Origin of the sequence: Methylomonas rivi, assembly GCF_024505165.1 — a bacterium.
Classification (GTDB): Bacteria; Pseudomonadota; Gammaproteobacteria; order Methylococcales; family Methylomonadaceae; genus Methylomonas; species Methylomonas rivi.
This window is the reverse complement of the sequence record NZ_JANIBK010000083.1, coordinates 1-16,816: the sequence shown is the minus strand read 5'-3', so window position 1 is coordinate 16,816 and position 16,816 is coordinate 1. Positions and strand designations below refer to the sequence as shown.

Sequence of the window (16,816 nt, the reverse complement as noted above, 5' to 3'; positions counted from 1 at the left end):
GGCCATGTCGACATGGCCCCGCCGTTTTTGGGTTCAATTCAGCGCGTTAAAGCTTGAATTATGATGAGGAATGACCCGTTTCAATTGTGATTTTTAATTTCGAACCGGGTTTAACGTCGGCACGGTTTTTAGGCACGTTGTTCCATTTGCGTAAATCGGTGACATTCACTTTAAAATGCTTGGAAATTTTAGCCAAGGTGTCGCCGGGTTTGACGGTATAGTTGATTTGCTTAAAGCTGGGTGCTGTGGAAGCCACCTGAATATTGCCGCCGGTCTTTTTGATGGTCAGCTTTTGGCCGGGCTTTAAGGCCGATTTGGCGGACATTTTGTTCCAGCTCAAGATGTCGCTGGCGTCGACCGAGAAACGTTGGGAGATGCTCCACAGGGTATCGCCTTTTTTTATCGTGTATTCCTGTTTGCTCACGCTGACGCGCGGGAGTGCAACTGTTTTGGTATCCGCGGAGGCTACGGCGGGCTCGTCGTAGCCTTTGATGTTTTTATACGACATCGGAATCAACAAGGTCTTGCCTTGCGCCACGGCATTTTCATCCAGATGGTTGACCTCCTGAATTTGCGCAACCGTGGTGTGATGTTTTTGGGCGATGGATTTTAAAGACTCTTTATTGCCGACGGTGTGGTGTTCCCACTTAATGCGTTCGCTATCGGGCAGCTCGGCCAATTTTTCCTTGAAGCTATCGGCTTTTTCGACCGGAATCAACAGGCGGTGCGGGCCGTCGGGCGCCGTGCTCCAACGATTGAAGGCCGGGTTCAGTTTTAAAAAATCGTCCAGCGGCGTTTGGGCCAATTCCGCTGCTTTGCTTAAGTCGATTTGCGATTGCACGTCGATCAGTTCGAAATAAGGCTCGTTGGCGATCCGGTGCAGGTTGAGATTGTATTTTTCCGGGTTGCCGAAAATTTTGGCGATGGCCAGCAGTTTGGGTACATAAGCCGCGGTTTCGCTGTTTAAGTCCAGCGACCAATAATCGGTTGCTTCGCCGCGGCCGAGGTTTTTATCCATGGCATGGCGGATGTTGCCTTTGCCGGCGTTATAGGAAGCCAGGGCCAACAGCCAATCGTTATTGAATTCTTCGCTGAGCTGTTTCAAAAAGGTGGTGGCGGCTTGGGTCGACTCGATGACGTCGCGGCGGCCGTCGTACCAGCTATTTTGTTCCAAGCCGTACAGGCGGCCGGTGGGGGGGATGAATTGCCAGAGGCCGGAGGCTTTGGCAGGCGATTCCGCGTCGGGCCTGAAGGCGCTTTCCACGATAGGCAATAAGGCCATTTCGCCGGGGATGTTTTTAGCTTCGATTTCGTTAAGAATAAAAAACAGATAAGGTTCCGCGCGTTGCTGAACCCGGCTCAAATATTCGGGATTTTTCAGGTAGAAGTTTACTTCTCGATCGATCCTGGCATTATCTATTTCAGGCAATGCGTACAGCGATTGCATGCGGTCCCAAACCGTCGCATGTTCTTTCGAATTATCGTCTTTATTAAAGCGGTGATTGTTGTTATGGCTGCGGGTAAAAACGGAAAATTTGCTGCCGGTCGAGGGCGACAAGGGGTCTTTGTGAGCGGTTTGACTACAACCGGTTGCCAGTAAAATAGGCAGCAAATAGGACAGATGTCGGGCCGATTTTTTAGAAATTGAGCGAGGCATTGTCTTTACTCTTAAAATCAAAAAATTAGATGCTACCATGGCTTTGCCGATTAAGCCAACAATCCTTCCCCTTGGGCGAGTATTAAATGAAGAGAAAATTTTTATTTGCGCTGTATCAAACCCCGCGGGGCAAACTGCTGCAAACCATGGAAGCGAAATATTTGAAACGCTGTATTACCGTGAGTTGCAAGCAAAAACAGTTGCAAATCGGCGGGCTGGGTTGGGAGAGCGAGTTTGTCGATTGTTCGCTATACAGGAATTATGTGATTCTGGACGGCAAAGGCGTGGGAGATGCGCAGGCTTTAAAAGTGAACGCAAAGGCCTACAATTTACCGATACAAACCGAATCGATGGATTTGGTGATCATCCCGCACATGCTGGAATTCGATGCCCAGCGTTTCCGCACCATGCGAGAGGTGCACCGGGTGTTGAAACCCGGGGGGGAATTGATCATTTTAAATTTCAATTCGTTGAGTCTCTACGTGCGCTTTCAATTTTTATGGGATAAAAAATTCGGGGAATCCTGGCGCGCGCACTTTATGAGGCGCTCCCGTGTATCGGATTGGTTAAAATTATTGAATTTTGAAATTTTACATACCGCGGAATTCGGTCTGGATGCCTTTACCATTACGCATGGAGCGTTTTCTTCTCCGGTAAAAGCCTTGTTTTCCATGGCGTATGGGCTTAAAGCCGTTAAAAGACAATATTCCTTGATCCCGCTCACGCCCGCGACGCAAGGCAAAACCCGTCTGGCGACGGCCAATATCGGTTTGGATTCGAATTTACAAAAAATCAAAAAATAACATGGTCGAGACTGTAACGATATACACCGACGGAGCTTGCAAAGGTAATCCCGGGCCCGGTGGCTGGGGAGTGTGCATGCGCTATAAGGATAAGGAAAAACAACTCTGCGGCGGAGAGCCGGAAACCACCAATAACCGGATGGAGCTAATGGCGGCGATCCGGGCGTTGGAATCCTTGAATCGGTCCTGCGCGGTTAAATTGCATACCGATTCCAAATATGTGCTGCAGGGCATTACCGAATGGATGGTCAACTGGAAAAAACGCGGTTGGAAAACGGCTGCGAATAAACCGGTCAAGAATGAAGATTTGTGGCGGCGGCTGGATCAGTCCATTCAACGGCACAGTATTGAATGGATCTGGGTAAAAGGCCATTCCGGCGATCCGGGAAATGAAACGGCCGATAGTTTGGCCAATCAAGGTATTCGACAGTTGGGCCAATAAAATAACAAGAACGGGAGATAGCGATGTTAGGTGTGATTGCGGCCTCGTTGGTCGGAGTATGGTTTTATAGTACCGCCGGGCGTTCCGGGCGTCCGCCCGTGTCATGGGGCGTTTCGGGTGTCGTCGTGTACTTTTTAGCGGCGTTGCTGTGGAGTTTGATCGTAACGCCCGGCATCAAGGACGCCGCCACGCATAATCCGAATGGTGCGCTGATTTTCATCGTGCGGTATGCCTATATCGGCGCCGGTTTGGCGGCGGCCGCGGCGGTGAATTTTTGGTTGAATCAAGCCCGAAATTGATGGTTGCCGCCGTGGGCTGGTCTGTTTACATCATTTTATGCAGCGACGGCAGTTTGTATACCGGTATCAGCACCGATGTCGAAAGGCGGTTCCGCCAGCACAGGGGCGGCAAGGGCGCTAAGTTTTTTCGCGGGCGGCAGCCGCTGAATATCGCTTACCGGGAAAATAATTACTCGCATGCCGATGCCTGTCGCCGCGAAATCGCCATTAAAAAAATGCCGCGAGCGGAAAAATGGGCCTTGATTGAAATTGGCGGGATGTCGGACGCGGAGGTGACGGCTATTTCCAGCGTTTAAAAATGAAATTGATTCTCGTTTGTGCGAAGGGTATCATGTAAAGCGTATTTACATTTTTTTACATTTGACGGTCGCAATGGGAATGAATATGTTCGAATCCAAACGATTTATCGGGGCCGTGTCCCTGATATGGCTCTCGGTAGGCGCGGCGCAAGCCGAAGAAAAGCCGGCCAAAGACAAACAGGTTGCCGAAAAGAAGGCCGAAGCCGAGGCTTTGGAATTGGTTAGCGTATTGGGTAGCGCGGAAGAGGCCAAGGACATGCCGGCTTCGGCGTCCTATATCGGTACCGAAGGGATTCGCGATCAAAGTTATAGCGATATCAACCGGATTTTACGCAAAGCCCCCGGGGTGAATATTCGGGAGGAAGACGGTTTCGGCTTATTCCCGAATATCAGCTTTCGCGGCGTCGATACCACTCGCAGCGCCAAGATTACCGTTATGGAAGACGGCGTACTGGTGGCGCCGGCGGCCTATTCGGCGCCGGCGGCTTACTACAATCCGGCCGGCGGGCGGATGAGCGGCGTCGAGGTATTGAAAGGCGGCAGCCAGGTCAAATACGGCCCGCATATTACCGGTGGGGTGCTGAACTATTTGTCGACGCCGATTCCGCTGGAAGGCAAGGCCTACCTTAAATCCATCTACGGCAGTTACGGCGAGTTCCGCTCGCACGGTTTTGTCGGCGATACCCTGGACACCGCGCACGGCAAGCTCGGTTATCTGGTGGAGGGTTTCTATCGCGGTTCCGACGGTTTCAAAACCATCGATAGCACGCCGGATTTCCAGAACGGCGATCAAACGGGGTTTCAACAAGTCGAGCCGATGGTAAGGTTGTCGTGGGAGCCTAACACCGCGATGTATCAAAAGCTGGAAGTCAAATTCGGCTATTCCAGCATGGATGCCGATGAAACGTATTTGGGTTTGACGGAACAGGATTTTAGGAACGACCCTTATCGGCGCTATGCGGCCTCTCGCTTCGATAATATCGATAGCGAGCAGAAGGGCGGGTATGCGCGTTATTTCATTTCCCCAACCAATAATCTGGACATTGTGACTACAGCTTATTACAAGGAGTTCGATCGGAATTGGAGTAAGCTCGATGATAATAGTGCATCGACGGCGCTGGCGGGCGGTAACCCAAGCCGTTTAGCGTGCCTTAAAGGCAATGCTGCTTGTACCTTGACTGTGCGTGACAACAATCGTTCTTATTACGCGGGTGGAGTCGAATCCATGGCCAACTACAGATTCGATTCAGGCGCCATTCATCACGAACTGAATGGCGGCTTTCGCTATCATACGGATGCAGAGACCAGATTCCAGCACGATACCCGATATACTCAATCCGCGGCCGGTACAATTACCAATGCCAGTGTTGGACTGCCTGGTTCCCAGGATGACAGAACCGGTGAAACCCACGCTTATGCATTTTTCTTGAAAGACAGGATGGAATGGGGGCGTTTTGGCTTTACACCCGGTTTGCGCTACGAGCATCTCGATCAAATCTATACCAACAGGCGTAGCCCGGCCACTAATGGGCGAAGCGCGCTGGATATGTACGCCGGCGGCGCCAGCGTTGATTATAAATTCAACGACGATTTTATGATGTTTGCCAGTGCGCATCGCGGCTTCTCACCGCCAAGTCCGCAAAATGCCGTTGTCGATAAGTTGGCGGAGGAATCCAGTAATGCTTATGAGCTAGGCGGGCGCTATAAGCGCGGAGCCTTTAGCGCCGAATTAACCGGTTTCTACACGCAGTTCGAAAATCTGTTGGTTGTCAACAATATTGGCGGTGCCGGCACCGGGCAAAGCGAAAACTTCGGTAAAGTCGATACCCGTGGCGTGGAGGCCGCGTTGAATTACGATGCAGGCGAGGACTTCGGCTGGGGATTCAGAAACCCTTACTTCGTGTCTTTTACCTATACCGATACCGAGCAATTGAACGACGCAAAGTCTACCGATGCCGAGTCGATTTTTAGCTACGGCAAAAAAGGCAATAAAGTGCCGTATATTCCGGAATTCGCTTTAAGTTTCGGCAGCGGCCTGCATTTCGAGCGCTGGGGCATGGAGGTGGCGGCAAACTACGTTAGCGAAACGTTCACCAGCGCCAATAATGTGGAGGCGCAAGTGAATGGGGTGGGCACAGCGGATTCCCGCTTCGGCAAAACCGACGAATACGTGATCATGGACGTATCGGCGTATTACAAAGTCGCCAAGGGCATCAAAGTCTTGGGCGGCGTGCAAAATGCCGGTAATGAAGAATACATCGTTTCCCGCCAGCCTTACGGCCCGCGCCCCGGCATGCCGTTATTCGCCTACGGCGGTTTCGAACTGGATTTCGATATTTAATAAACCAGGCCTAAGATCCTCGCAGCGGTAGCGAGGGTCTTAGTCTTTTGCGATTTTCCTTCCGCCCCTGTACCATGCGTAACCATATTAATAGGGGGTGAGCCATGCACAAACATCTACAAAAAGTCAGAGAATTTCACGACCAATTCGGTATCGAGCAACCCGAATATCCCGAAACCGCGCATTTGTCCGATATGGACATCGTCATGCGGCAAGCGCTGCTGATGGACTGCGGCAGCGAAACCTTCAAAGCTATTACCGGCGGCGATTTGGCCAAGATTCTGGCCGGCCTGGTGGATTTGGCCTACAACGCCCTGGCGGCTATCGCCTGCCGTGGCGACGATGTGGTATCCACCTCGGTGGCATGGCGACAGGACGGTTCGGTGTTGTCCGTGATGCGGGTGTTGGCGGATAAAATCAATCAGTGCGCGTCCGGCGAGAGTATTCATTATTCGGCGCTGTACAACATCTGCGAGCAGTTGGCGCGCGGCTTCATCAACGCCGATTTCGACAAAGCCTTTGCCATGGTGCATGCCAATATAATGCACAGCGGCCATGGTGCGGCGGATGCCGGCCGGGATTACAGCCAACGGATTGCCAAGGAAACCCTGCCGCTGGCACCGGATTTAAGCGAAGCTCTGTACGAATAAAGCATGGCGGCAAAGGGCTTCAATCTGGGGTTTATCGGTATCGGTTTGATGGGGGAGCCCATGACCCTGCGTCTGCTGGCGGCGGGGTTTAAGGTCAGCGTCTGGAACCGGACTGCCGATAAGCTGGCGGCTGTCGCGGGGGCCGGCGCGCGGGTTTGCGGCAGTATTGCGGACTTGGTCGAATCCGCGGATGTGATTTTATTGTGTCTGGCCGATACGGCGGCGGTGGAAACCGTGGTCGCCGAGCGGATCATGCCGCACGGCGGCGGCGGCAAGTTGCTTATCGACTTATCTAGCATTCATCCTGAAACAACGCGCCAATTGGCGGCCCGTTTAAAACGGCAATGCGGTATGCATTGGGTCGATGCGCCGGTATCGGGCGGCACGGCCGGTGCAGAGCAAGGCAGTTTGGCGATCATGGCGGGCGGCGAGGCGGACGATATTGCGGTTGCCCGGCAAGTATTGCAACCGCTATACAGCAGGCTGACTCACATGGGGCCGGTCGGCAGTGGGCAGACCACTAAAATCTGCAACCAAATGATCGTCGGCTGCAATGTGCTGGTAATTGCGGAAATGATGGCGCTGGCTGAGCAAGCCGGGGTCGATAGCAGCAAAATACCGGAGGCTCTGGCCGGCGGTTTTGCCGATTCCAAGCCGCTGCAAATCGTCGGCCCGGAAATGGCCGCCGAGCAATTCGAGCCGGTGAAATGGCGGGTGAAAACCCTGTTAAAGGATTTGCATATGGCGGGCGATTTGGCGTCCGCGCACGGCAGCGCCGTTCCAATGTCCGGGCTGGCCGCCCAGCTGATGCAATTGCACGGCGGCCGCGGCTTTCTGGAACAAGACCCGTCGACCTTGATCAAACTTTACCGGCCGAACTGATGCCGCGTTTTAGCGCCAATCTCAGTATGTTGTTTAGCGAGTTGCCGTTGTTGGAGCGTTTTCGGGCCGCCAAACAGGCCGGTTTTGCGGCAGTGGAAATACAATTTCCTTACGCGTTAACCGCCGAATCGATACAACAAACCTTGCAGGCGCACGATTTAAAGCTGGTATTGTTTAATGTCGCTGCCGATGATTTGCTGCAAGGGGGCGAAGGTTTGGCCGCCGTGCCGGAAAAACAGGACAGGTTTAAGGTTGCCGTCGCCCAGGCGCTCGCTTATGCCAAGGTATTAAAGCCGGATTGCATCAACGTGTTGCCGGGCCGCTGTCTGAACGCCGGCCGTTTAGCCGAGTATGAAAAAACGTTCCGGCACAATTTGCGTTATGCGGCGGATGTGTTCGCCGAGATAGGGGTGACGACGGTATTCGAGGCGATTAACAGTCGCGATATGCCGGGCTTTATCGTCGACGGTTCCGCCAAGATGTTGTCGATATGGCATGAGTTGAATCATCCCCAATTGCGCCTGCAATACGATATTTACCACATGAGCCGGATGGGGGAAGACTGCGCGGCATTCTTGTCTCAACATATCGATAAAATTGCACACATACAATTCGCCGACTGTCCGGGACGCGGCCAACCCGGCAGCGGCACGCTGGATTTTGCCGCGCTGTTCGGGCTGATTGCAGCCTTGCCTTACGACGGCTGGGTGGGCGCGGAATACAAACCCGGACCCTGTACGGCCGATGGTTTGGCCTGGATGAAAACCCCGCGGGCAAGCGAGGCAGCCGCGTTATAATGTCCGGCATAAACATTACAGGTCTTTGCCATGTCCAAATTCGATCTAACCATTCATCACGCCAGCTTAATCGTCTCCGACACTCAGCAGTCGCTGAAATTCTATCGGGATATTTTGGGTATGCAAACCACGGAACGTCCGCCCTTGCCTTTTCCGGGCGCCTGGTTGCAAATCGGCGCGCAGCAGATACATTTGCTGGAACTGGATAATCCCGATCCGACTAGCGGCCGGCCCGCGCATGGCGGCCGAGACCGCCATGTGGCCTTGCATTGCCGTTCGGTGGATGCGTTGCGCGAAGAACTGGATAAAGCCGGTATGGCATACACCATGAGCGTTTCCGGTCGCAAGGCCTTGTTTTGCAGGGACCGGGACGGCAACGCGCTGGAGTTTATCGAGCGGCCGGTGTGAGTATCCATGACTAAAATAATCCTTTACTCGGTGCTGTGGGTTTGTAGTCTGGCGATGGTATTGCTGGTTGCGGGATTTATCGGCTGGCGGTTCGGCAGGCCCGAACTGCCGGCTTGCTTGTATCCCTTGGCCGGCCGTATCATGCTGTCGGCCTTTTTACTGCTTTTGCTGTTGGGGTGCGGACTGTTTCTGCAGGCCCTATACCGGGAGTTGGCCGTGTATTTTCGCTGGGACGCCGTGGCGCTTCGGCGGGTCGCCATGTTACAGCGGTTGCAATACGATGCCAGGCAACGTGTGTTGCTGGAAAGGACCCAGATACACTATTTATACGAGCTAAAACGGCAGCGTTTGTTGGCGGCCGACAATAAAAAACACAGCCGAGCGCTGTTCGAAGCCGTATCGGCGGAGTTGCGGCAGTCCGTCGAGCCGGACAGCTTTAAATCCTTGCAAAAACATCTCAAGCAGTATCGAAGCCAAGTCAATCCGCGGGCGATGCTGGCTTTGCGCGAGCGGGCGTTATGTCGGTCTTCAATCGCTGGCTGAGCGGCGCGCTGGGGCTTTGGCGCGGTAAACGCGATGAAAACCTGCGCTGGCATTTGGCCCGGCAGCCGGATGTGGCCGCCTTGCGCCAAGCCAGAGTGTTGGCCGAACAAGCCTTGGTTGCGGAACTGAAAAAGCAGGCCCAGCAATTGGCGCACGAACTGGCGATGGGAGAAACTCGCCACGGCAACGAGCTGGCGATGCTGAAAATCCAGTGCAAGCAGGATTTGAAGGACTATCAGCAATATTTACAATCGCTGGATAAACTCAAGCTCAGCTTACGGGAAAATTTCGCGCATTTGCCCGAAGCCGTGGCCTTTACCATTCATCACCACGCCAAACAATTGCTGAACAGGATGTGGGACGAGCAAGACCCGGTGGCGAAGCTCAAGGTGGAAATGCAGTTGATTCAGTTCATGACGGCCGTGCACGAAGACAGTGTCGGCGCGCTAAATGCCGGCAAACCCGAATCCCTGCCGCAAAAGACCCTGGCCTTTATCGATAACGGAGTTTAGATGGGTTGAAAATAACCTTCGATGGCTTTGATCAGCTTTTTATCCAGCGCAAACATCACCACGTGGTCGCCTTCCGCAAACACCGTATCGTGGTGAACGGGAATCACTTCCTTATCCCGAATCAGCGCGCCTAAAATGATGCCGTCGGGCAGATTGATCTGATCGACCCGCAAGCCCACCACGGATTTGGCTTCCACGCTACGGTGGGCGATGGCTTCGATGGCTTCCGCGCTGCCGCCGCAGACCGAACTGACGCCGACCACATCGCCTTTTCTGACGTGTCTGAGAATGCTGCCCAAGGTTTCCAGCTTGGGTTGAATGGCCAGATCGATATCGGTGCCCTCGACCAGTTGCAGGTACGAGGTATTGTTGATTAAACAAATGGCTTTTTTGGCGCCCAGTTTCTTGGCCAGGCCGGCGGAAATCAAATTGACGCCGTCGTTATTGGTGATGGCGCAGAACAAGTCCACTTCTTCGACCATCTCTTCCTGCAATAACGATTGGTCGGTGCAATCGCCATGTAAGATCAATGTCTTACGTAAATCGTTGGAAATTTCCTTGGCCCGGTTGATGTCCTGCTCGATGACCTTGACGTGGTAATTATTTTCCAGGGCCATCGCCAAGCGCTTGCCGACATGGCCGCCGCCGGCCAGCATGATGGATTTGACGGGGGCTTCCAGCTTGTGTAAATCGACCAGGGTTTTGCGGACCTTGTCGCGCGGGCAAACGAAAAATACTTCGTCGCCGGTGGCAATCAGCGCCTCGCCGTTAACCGGAATGGCCTTGCCGTTGCGGAAAATGGCCGCAACCCGGATCATGCTGTCGGCCAGCTTTTCCTTGACCGCCTGTATGCGTTTGCCGGTCAAAAAACCGGTGGGTACCACGCGGATGGAGACCAGGCGCACCAAACCCTCGGCGAATTCCGATACATGCAAGGCGCCTGGGTATTTGATCAGGTTGTGAATGGCTTCGGTGACCACTTGCTCGGGGCTGATGACGATGTCGATGCCGCCCGGTGCGAATAACTCCGGATGGTTTAAAAAGTCCAGGGCGCGCACCCGGGCGATGGTTTTAGGCTTGGCATACAGGGTATTGATGACTTGGCAAGCCAGCATGTTGGTTTCGTCGTTATTGGTGACCGCAAGCACCATGTCGGCGGTGCCGACGCCCGCTTGTTCGAGAATGCTGGGGTGCGCGGCATTGCCCTCGATGGTGGCGATGTCGAGCCGGCCTTTCAGCGCGGACAACAAATGCGGTTTTTGATCGATGACGACAATGTCGTTTTCTTCGCTGGCAAGCGCGCCGGCAACCGAAGAGCCGGTGACGCCGGCGCCAAGAATCACAATTTTCATTAAAATTCGGGCGGAAAAAAAGTGTAGGGACTCAAGTCGAATGAGGCCGGCAGGCCGGATAGCTGAGGATGTAGGTCCGAATTATACCCCGATCGGGCAGGCTGTCCATGGTAACAGCCGATAAAAAAATATCCGCGGATGAGCCGGAAACGGCCGGACTGAAAATTCGCGCCACGGGGTTCGGGGTTGAAAAAAAACCGAACCGGCTTGCCGAATTTGGGTAGGATAAAAAGCACCTGTGAAAAACCTTTCGCGCCATAAGAAGAATTAGAAATGGATATGACTGGTAAGACAGACGCGGTTTATATCGTGTTGATTAGCATACATGGCCTGATTCGCGGACATGATCTGGAATTGGGCCGGGATGCCGATACCGGCGGGCAGACTAAATATGTGGTCGACCTTGCCAAAGCCTTGGGCCAGCAAGACACGGTCGAGCGTGTCGATCTGATCACGCGGCAAATTAACGACGATCAAGTCAGCCGGGATTATGCCCAACCCAGCGAGGCGTTGAACGGCAACGCCCGCATCATCCGCATTCCCGCCGGACCCGAGGGTTACATTCCCAAGGAGGAGTTGTGGGATTGCCTGGATATTTTTACCGATAATCTATTGCAGTGGCTGAGCCGACAGCCGCGCATGCCGGATGTTTTACACGGCCACTATGCGGACGCCGGCTATGTCGGTATGCGCCTGTCGCATCTGACCGGAATCCCGTTGGTGTTCACCGGCCATTCCTTGGGCCGGGACAAACGCACCCAATTGCTGGCCATGGGCCTGCACAGCGATATATTGGAGCAGCGCTACCACATTTCCCGCCGCATTAACGCCGAAGAAGACGTATTGGCCACGGCGGATTTGGTGATTACAAGTACCCGCAACGAAATTGCCGAACAATACGAGTTGTACGATTATTACCACCCCGAGCGCATGGTGGTGATACCGCCCGGTACCGATTTGGCGCAATTCCACCCGGCGGACGGCGATGTCCATGAAGTCGGTTTTATTCAAGCTTTGCGGCCGTTTTTAACCGAGCCCGGAAAGCCGATCGTATTGGCCTTGTCGCGGCCGGACGAACGTAAAAACATTGTCTCGCTGGTAAAGGCTTACGGTGAAACCCCGGAATTGCAGGCGCTCGCCAACTTGGTGATTATCGCCGGCAACCGCGACGATATTCGGGAGATGAACGAGGGTGCTCAAGCGGTATTAACGGAGATCCTATTGTTGGCCGATTGCTACGATTTATACGGCAAACTGGCCCTACCCAAGCACCATACACAGGACGATGTGCCGGATATTTACCGTTTGGCGGCGGCGTCGAAAGGCGTGTTCGTCAATCCGGCCTTGACCGAACCGTTCGGCTTGACGCTGTTGGAAGCGGCTGCCTGCGGAGCGCCGCTAGTGGCCACCGAAAACGGCGGGCCGGTGGATATCATAGGCAACTGCCATAACGGACTGTTGGTCGATCCGCTGGATACGCAGGCCATCGCCGATGCCTTATTGTCTATTCTGAATGATCCTTGCCAATGGCAAACTTTCTCCGAACACGGCTTGCGGAATGTGCGCCGCTATTATTCCTGGCGGGCGCACGCCCGGCGTTACCTGGATAAACTGCAGCCCTTATTGAAACCGCAACAGCCGGTCGTCAAATCGACACCGGTACGCAACGCCTTGCGCTATCGCAGCCGGGCTATCTTTACCGATATCGATCAAAGCTTGCTCGGTAATGCCGAGGGCCTGCGGCAATTCGTCGATACGCTGCGCAGTCAACGCAAGAATGTATTTTTCGGCATCGCCACCGGCCGGCGCCTGGATTCGGCGCTGGCTATTTTGAAGAAAAACGGCGTGCCGACCCCGGACGTATTGATCACCAGTTTGGGCACGGAGATTTATTACGCGCCGCACATCAAGACCGATACGGCCTGGGCGCGGCATATCGACTACCACTGGAACCCGAAAGCCATCCGCCGAATTATGGCGGATATTCCGGGCATGTCCCTGCAACCGGCCAGCGAGCAGAGCCGCTTCAAAATTTCCTATCATTACGACAGCAATCTGGCGCCCGGCGTTGACGACATCAATACCTTGCTGCGGCAGGAGGATCAGGCCGTCAACGCCAATCAGGCCTTCGGGCAATTTTTCGACATCGTCCCGGCCCGCGCATCCAAGGGCTTGGCTTTACGCTATTTCGCCCGGCAATGGAATATTCCCTTGGAGCGGATTCTGGTCGCCGGCGGTTCCGGAGCCGATGAAGACATGATGCACGGCAATACCTTGGCGGTGGTGGTGGCCAACCGGCATCGGGAAGAGCTGTCGCAATTATACGAAGCCGAGCGCATCTATTTTGCCCAACAACCTCACGCACTGGGTATCGTCGAAGCGATCGGGCATTACAATTTTTTCAATGACGACATGGGTGCGGTATGACAGAACGGATTCTGATTTGTACCGACCTGGACCGCACCCTGTTGCCCAACGGTAGCGCCCTGGAATCGCCGCAAGCCAGACCAATGTTCAAAAGCGTGGTTGCCAGACCGGAGGTTTTGCTGGCATACGTATCCGGCCGGCATAAGGCGCTGGTGGAAGAAGCCATCGCCGAATACGACTTGCCGCAGCCGGATTTTGTGATCGGCGATGTCGGCACCACTTTGTATGAAGTTAAGCAAAACCACTGGCTGGCTTCCGAAGCCTGGGCGGCCGAGATTGCGCCGGATTGGGCCGGTTACGATCATGCGCGCTTGCAGGCATTACTGGCCGGATTTTCCGGGTTGACCCCGCAGGAAGCCGCCAAGCAAAATCGCTTCAAGCTCAGCTACTATCTGCCCGCGGATACGGATACCGCGCCGTTGCTGGCGGACATGCAAACGCTGCTGCGGACAAAAGATATACGGGCCGAGTTGATTTACAGCGTCGACGAGGCGGAACAAACCGGTTTGTTGGATGTGCTGCCCGCCAGCGCCACCAAATTTCATGCGGTCGAATTTTTAATGAAACAGCTGGGTATGGATGCGGCACACACCGTGTTCGCCGGCGATAGCGGCAACGACCTGCCGGTCATGGCCAGTGCCATTCATGCGGTGTTGGTGGCCAATGCCAGCCCGGAAGTGCGGGAGGAAGCGCATATGCTGGCCAGACAACAGGGGCATGAAGCGGCGCTATATCAGGCGAAAGGCGGATTTTTAGGCATGAACGGCAATTACGCGGCCGGCATTTTGGAAGGCGTTGCGCATTATTTGCCGCACACGCGAGATTGGATGCACGCTTATGAATAATTCAAATATGCAAATTTTCGGCGAAGTATTGTTCGACCATTTTCCGGACGGCAGCGTGGTATTGGGCGGGGCGCCGTTTAACGTCGCCTGGCATTTGCAGGCCTTTAAACAAAACCCGTGCTTCATCAGCCGTATCGGCGAAGACGATACCGGAGCGGCGGTACAAGCCGGCATGGAAAACTGGCAAATGGATTTGTCCGGTTTACAGCACGACGCCCGGCATCCTACCGGCGCGGTACAAGTCAAGATAGAGCGGGGCGAACCCAGTTATTCGATCATGCCCGAGCAAGCCTACGATTTTATCGATGCCGGACAGTTGCCGGCAAATGCGACAGGCGGATTGTTGTATCACGGCTCCCTGGCCTTGCGTAATGCGGTATCCCGGCAAGCGCTGGCGCGCTTGAAGCAAAACCATCGCGGCCCGGTATTCTTGGACGTGAATCTGCGCGAACCGTGGTGGGACAAGGCCGAGGTGCTGTTCTGGGCAGACCAGGCGGATTGGGTCAAGTTGAACCACCTGGAATTGCGAGCGCTGCAGGCCGGTTCTGATGATTTTGACGTTGCGATGCAGGCGTTTTTAGCAGAACACCGACTGCAGGGCTTAGTCGTCACCCGCAGCGAAAAAGGCGCGGTCGCCATCAATGCGGACGGTCAGCGCGCCGCGGCTGTGCCTGTAAAAGCATTGCAAGTTGTCGATACCGTCGGCGCCGGCGACGCATTTGCTTCGGTGCTGATGCTGGGTATACATCTTGATTGGCCGTTGCAGTTAATTCTGGAACGAGCCCAAACTTTCGCTTCCGGCATCGTCGGCCGGCGCGGTGCCACCGTGCAGGATGCTGGGTTTTATCGGAGTTTTGTCGAGGCGTGGGGGTTATAAAGCCGCGCGGGTGGTCTGGTATTTATGTATTTTTCAATAATGCGGTAAAAAAAATGGCTCTGAAATGACTGATTGCAAGACCTGACCCAGTTTTCTGACGTTTTGCTCAGATTTAGTTATAACTCACGCATCAAGCAAGTTGTTGCCAACTGGCCTGCAAGGCTAAATACTCGGCCTGTGGCTAGCAGTTACCGAGACGGGATTTCCACCCGTTAGAATTTGCGACATTGCCCAGCCGCAACCAAGACCTGAACCCGAAATTCCGACATAAAAAGCCCGCACTTGGCGGGCTTTTTATCGATAACTCTCGCTTTAAATCGTTTTAGAGTTATCGTTGGCGGCGTTGTAAAGGCATTTGTAAACTATATACCAGCCATAATCGCCAAAGTGTTTCTGGATGCTGTCATTCAAAATCGCTTTGTTTATGCGATCGGACAACTGTGGGCGGCGCACGTTAAACGGTTCCTCCAATCTTAGGTCCAGTAACCTCAGCATCGCTCTTAGGTGCAGTTTGTTCAGGTCGGTTAAGCCGTCTGCCGCCAAATGGAATGACATTGCCATCCCAACAAAGTAAATGCATTTAAATTCGTCGTAAATGCCTTGGCTAGGGTGAACGTTATAAAAATTGATGTAAGTCTTAATTCTCTGAACCGTTGCGTTGAAAATCTTGTCGTTATTACCATCAGCAACAGCTTGGTATTGCTGCATATAAGCTTCTGCAGTTTCATCGTCGACGCCATCACGTAATGCAAGCTGGCAAACAATCTCCTGTAAAAACTGTAGTGTTTCCGCCCAACGCTTGCCGTTTATTTGAATATATGGATGTGCCATTTGTCCTTAAAAATTGTATTTGCGAAAATCTAAATGAGCGCCCGCTCTCAGTAAATCAAAAAAGCTTTCGTCGAAATGATTACAGCACGATTGAATATCCGATTCTCTGGCTTCATCCGACTCCTGACTCTCTGTTGGGTGGTAAGCGTTGATCGGATATTTTCCGGTTATAGACCTAACCCGTTCTATTGATATATCGATGTCAGACATTGCGTGCTCCTTTGTTTTTTTGTAAGTAAATTGAAAGTTATGTACCGCGTTTTGGCAGATCAAAAAAATAATGCAAAAAACATTCCTATTCTTATTAATCAAACATTTGAACTTTTAAGTATTTGGTTTTTCCTTTAATGTGTAAAAAAACCTGACAGGCAATTGTGTAAGCAAATGCTTACAAGCTCTATCGCCTAAGCTATGCGTATTATTTTTTTCTATGAAAATCATACGCGTATATTTTTAAAAAAAATTGACCACTCTAGCAAGTGTACTTTTATTAAAAATTTTTTTCTTACTTTTTATGGCTGGTTCTCAAGTGCTAGCTTTTTTACAAAGATAGCTCTAAGCAAGCTTAGTCGATAATGATGTTATAACCAACTGTAGCGCATGACGGGGTCAGGTCTTGGTTGCGGCTGGGCAATGTCGCAAATTCTAGCAGGTGGAAATCCTGTCTCGGTAACTGCTAGCCACAGGCCGAGTATCGAGCCTTGCAGGCCAGTTGGCAACAACTGGCTTGATGCGTAGGCACGAAAACAGGCGAGGAGCAATGGTAACGGATAAGGCCGTAAGGCGGAACGCATCGCGGTTCCGCCGTATGGTGGCAACTGGATTTGCGGATCGCCTAACGGCATCCGCCC

At 53.2% G+C, this 16,816-nt stretch carries 17 protein-coding genes; 14 read left to right on the top strand and 3 right to left on the bottom strand.

Annotated elements, in window-relative coordinates:
• Positions 1-58 precede the first annotated feature (58 nt).
• Positions 59-1,657, bottom strand: coding sequence for a LysM peptidoglycan-binding domain-containing protein (locus NP596_RS14145; RefSeq protein ID WP_256616035.1), 1,599 nt, complete (start codon positions 1,655-1,657; stop codon positions 59-61).
• Positions 1,658-1,743: 86 nt separating this feature from the next.
• Between NP596_RS14145 and NP596_RS14140 the strand changes: the two genes are divergently transcribed.
• From NP596_RS14140 to NP596_RS14090, 11 genes are all read left to right on the top strand, one after another.
• A complete protein-coding gene (locus NP596_RS14140) occupies positions 1,744-2,460 on the top strand; it encodes a class I SAM-dependent methyltransferase (protein ID WP_256616034.1) in 717 nt (238 codons plus the stop codon).
• 1 nt (position 2,461) lies between these two features.
• Positions 2,462-2,902 carry a ribonuclease HI gene (rnhA, locus tag NP596_RS14135; protein WP_256616033.1) on the top strand — a complete coding sequence of 147 codons (441 nt, stop codon included), beginning with the start codon at positions 2,462-2,464 and terminating at the stop codon, positions 2,900-2,902.
• A 23-nt stretch (positions 2,903-2,925) separates the two neighbouring features.
• Positions 2,926-3,201, top strand: a complete 276-nt coding sequence (locus tag NP596_RS14130) for a hypothetical protein (RefSeq protein WP_256616032.1) — start codon at positions 2,926-2,928, stop codon at positions 3,199-3,201.
• Positions 3,201-3,497 (top strand): GIY-YIG nuclease family protein, encoded by a 297-nt coding sequence (locus NP596_RS14125; RefSeq protein WP_256616031.1) that lies wholly within the window; start codon positions 3,201-3,203, stop codon positions 3,495-3,497. The genes NP596_RS14130 and NP596_RS14125 overlap by 1 nt, the downstream gene beginning before the upstream one ends.
• Before the next feature lie 88 nt (positions 3,498-3,585).
• A complete protein-coding gene (locus tag NP596_RS14120) occupies positions 3,586-5,841 on the top strand; it encodes a TonB-dependent receptor family protein (RefSeq protein WP_256616030.1) in 2,256 nt (751 codons plus the stop codon).
• 104 nt (positions 5,842-5,945) lie between these two features.
• Positions 5,946-6,491, top strand: coding sequence for a nucleoside triphosphate pyrophosphohydrolase family protein (locus NP596_RS14115; RefSeq protein WP_256616029.1), 546 nt, complete (start codon positions 5,946-5,948; stop codon positions 6,489-6,491).
• A 3-nt stretch (positions 6,492-6,494) separates the two neighbouring features.
• The gene (locus NP596_RS14110; protein WP_256616028.1) at positions 6,495-7,373 is read left to right on the top strand and encodes an NAD(P)-dependent oxidoreductase; all 879 of its coding nucleotides are present in this window, start codon (positions 6,495-6,497) and stop codon (positions 7,371-7,373) included.
• Positions 7,373-8,170 (top strand): hydroxypyruvate isomerase family protein, encoded by a 798-nt coding sequence (locus tag NP596_RS14105; RefSeq protein ID WP_256616027.1) that lies wholly within the window; start codon positions 7,373-7,375, stop codon positions 8,168-8,170. Before NP596_RS14110 ends, NP596_RS14105 begins: the two co-directional genes overlap by 1 nt.
• 30 nt (positions 8,171-8,200) lie before the next feature.
• On the top strand, positions 8,201-8,578 hold the full coding sequence (locus NP596_RS14100) for a VOC family protein (protein ID WP_256616026.1): 378 nt from the start codon (positions 8,201-8,203) through the stop codon (positions 8,576-8,578).
• Between the two features lie 6 nt (positions 8,579-8,584).
• A complete protein-coding gene (locus NP596_RS14095) occupies positions 8,585-9,121 on the top strand; it encodes a hypothetical protein (RefSeq protein ID WP_256616025.1) in 537 nt (178 codons plus the stop codon).
• On the top strand, positions 9,097-9,633 hold the full coding sequence (locus NP596_RS14090; protein WP_256616024.1) for a hypothetical protein: 537 nt from the start codon (positions 9,097-9,099) through the stop codon (positions 9,631-9,633). Before NP596_RS14095 ends, NP596_RS14090 begins: the two co-directional genes overlap by 25 nt.
• Here the strand turns inward: NP596_RS14090 and trkA are convergent.
• Positions 9,630-10,985, bottom strand: coding sequence for a Trk system potassium transporter TrkA (trkA, locus tag NP596_RS14085; protein ID WP_256616023.1), 1,356 nt, complete (start codon positions 10,983-10,985; stop codon positions 9,630-9,632). The genes NP596_RS14090 and trkA overlap by 4 nt on opposite strands.
• A 279-nt stretch (positions 10,986-11,264) precedes the next feature.
• On the opposite strand from trkA, the gene NP596_RS14080 reads away from it, so the two are divergent.
• Genes NP596_RS14080 through NP596_RS14070 form a run of 3 tightly spaced genes read left to right on the top strand, consistent with a single transcriptional unit; the run spans position 11,265 to position 15,134 of the window.
• On the top strand, positions 11,265-13,412 hold the full coding sequence (locus tag NP596_RS14080; protein ID WP_256616021.1) for an HAD-IIB family hydrolase: 2,148 nt from the start codon (positions 11,265-11,267) through the stop codon (positions 13,410-13,412).
• On the top strand, positions 13,409-14,257 hold the full coding sequence (locus tag NP596_RS14075; RefSeq protein ID WP_256616020.1) for an HAD-IIB family hydrolase: 849 nt from the start codon (positions 13,409-13,411) through the stop codon (positions 14,255-14,257). The genes NP596_RS14080 and NP596_RS14075 overlap by 4 nt, the downstream gene beginning before the upstream one ends.
• Positions 14,250-15,134 (top strand): PfkB family carbohydrate kinase, encoded by an 885-nt coding sequence (locus tag NP596_RS14070; protein ID WP_256616019.1) that lies wholly within the window; start codon positions 14,250-14,252, stop codon positions 15,132-15,134. The genes NP596_RS14075 and NP596_RS14070 overlap by 8 nt, the downstream gene beginning before the upstream one ends.
• 312 nt (positions 15,135-15,446) lie before the next feature.
• On the opposite strand, the gene NP596_RS14065 is transcribed toward NP596_RS14070, so the two are convergent.
• Positions 15,447-15,965, bottom strand: a complete 519-nt coding sequence (locus tag NP596_RS14065; RefSeq protein ID WP_256616018.1) for a hypothetical protein — start codon at positions 15,963-15,965, stop codon at positions 15,447-15,449.
• Positions 15,966-16,816: the final 851 nt, after the last annotated feature.

Excerpts from the sequence above, each read along its gene's own strand:
- NP596_RS14145 (WP_256616035.1), bottom strand. The coding sequence starts at position 1,657 with ATGCCTCGCTCAATTTCTAAAAAATCGGCCCGACATCTGTCCTATTTG.
- NP596_RS14140 (WP_256616034.1), top strand. The coding sequence starts at position 1,744 with ATGAAGAGAAAATTTTTATTTGCGCTGTATCAAACCCCGCGGGGCAAA.
- rnhA (WP_256616033.1), top strand. The coding sequence starts at position 2,462 with ATGGTCGAGACTGTAACGATATACACCGACGGAGCTTGCAAAGGTAAT.
- NP596_RS14130 (WP_256616032.1), top strand. The coding sequence starts at position 2,926 with ATGTTAGGTGTGATTGCGGCCTCGTTGGTCGGAGTATGGTTTTATAGT.
- NP596_RS14125 (WP_256616031.1), top strand. The coding sequence starts at position 3,201 with ATGGTTGCCGCCGTGGGCTGGTCTGTTTACATCATTTTATGCAGCGAC.
- NP596_RS14120 (WP_256616030.1), top strand. The coding sequence starts at position 3,586 with ATGTTCGAATCCAAACGATTTATCGGGGCCGTGTCCCTGATATGGCTC.
- NP596_RS14115 (WP_256616029.1), top strand. The coding sequence starts at position 5,946 with ATGCACAAACATCTACAAAAAGTCAGAGAATTTCACGACCAATTCGGT.
- NP596_RS14110 (WP_256616028.1), top strand. The coding sequence starts at position 6,495 with ATGGCGGCAAAGGGCTTCAATCTGGGGTTTATCGGTATCGGTTTGATG.
- NP596_RS14105 (WP_256616027.1), top strand. The coding sequence starts at position 7,373 with ATGCCGCGTTTTAGCGCCAATCTCAGTATGTTGTTTAGCGAGTTGCCG.
- NP596_RS14100 (WP_256616026.1), top strand. The coding sequence starts at position 8,201 with ATGTCCAAATTCGATCTAACCATTCATCACGCCAGCTTAATCGTCTCC.
- NP596_RS14095 (WP_256616025.1), top strand. The coding sequence starts at position 8,585 with ATGACTAAAATAATCCTTTACTCGGTGCTGTGGGTTTGTAGTCTGGCG.
- NP596_RS14090 (WP_256616024.1), top strand. The coding sequence starts at position 9,097 with ATGTCGGTCTTCAATCGCTGGCTGAGCGGCGCGCTGGGGCTTTGGCGC.
- trkA (WP_256616023.1), bottom strand. The coding sequence starts at position 10,985 with ATGAAAATTGTGATTCTTGGCGCCGGCGTCACCGGCTCTTCGGTTGCC.
- NP596_RS14080 (WP_256616021.1), top strand. The coding sequence starts at position 11,265 with ATGACTGGTAAGACAGACGCGGTTTATATCGTGTTGATTAGCATACAT.
- NP596_RS14075 (WP_256616020.1), top strand. The coding sequence starts at position 13,409 with ATGACAGAACGGATTCTGATTTGTACCGACCTGGACCGCACCCTGTTG.
- NP596_RS14070 (WP_256616019.1), top strand. The coding sequence starts at position 14,250 with ATGAATAATTCAAATATGCAAATTTTCGGCGAAGTATTGTTCGACCAT.
- NP596_RS14065 (WP_256616018.1), bottom strand. The coding sequence starts at position 15,965 with ATGGCACATCCATATATTCAAATAAACGGCAAGCGTTGGGCGGAAACA.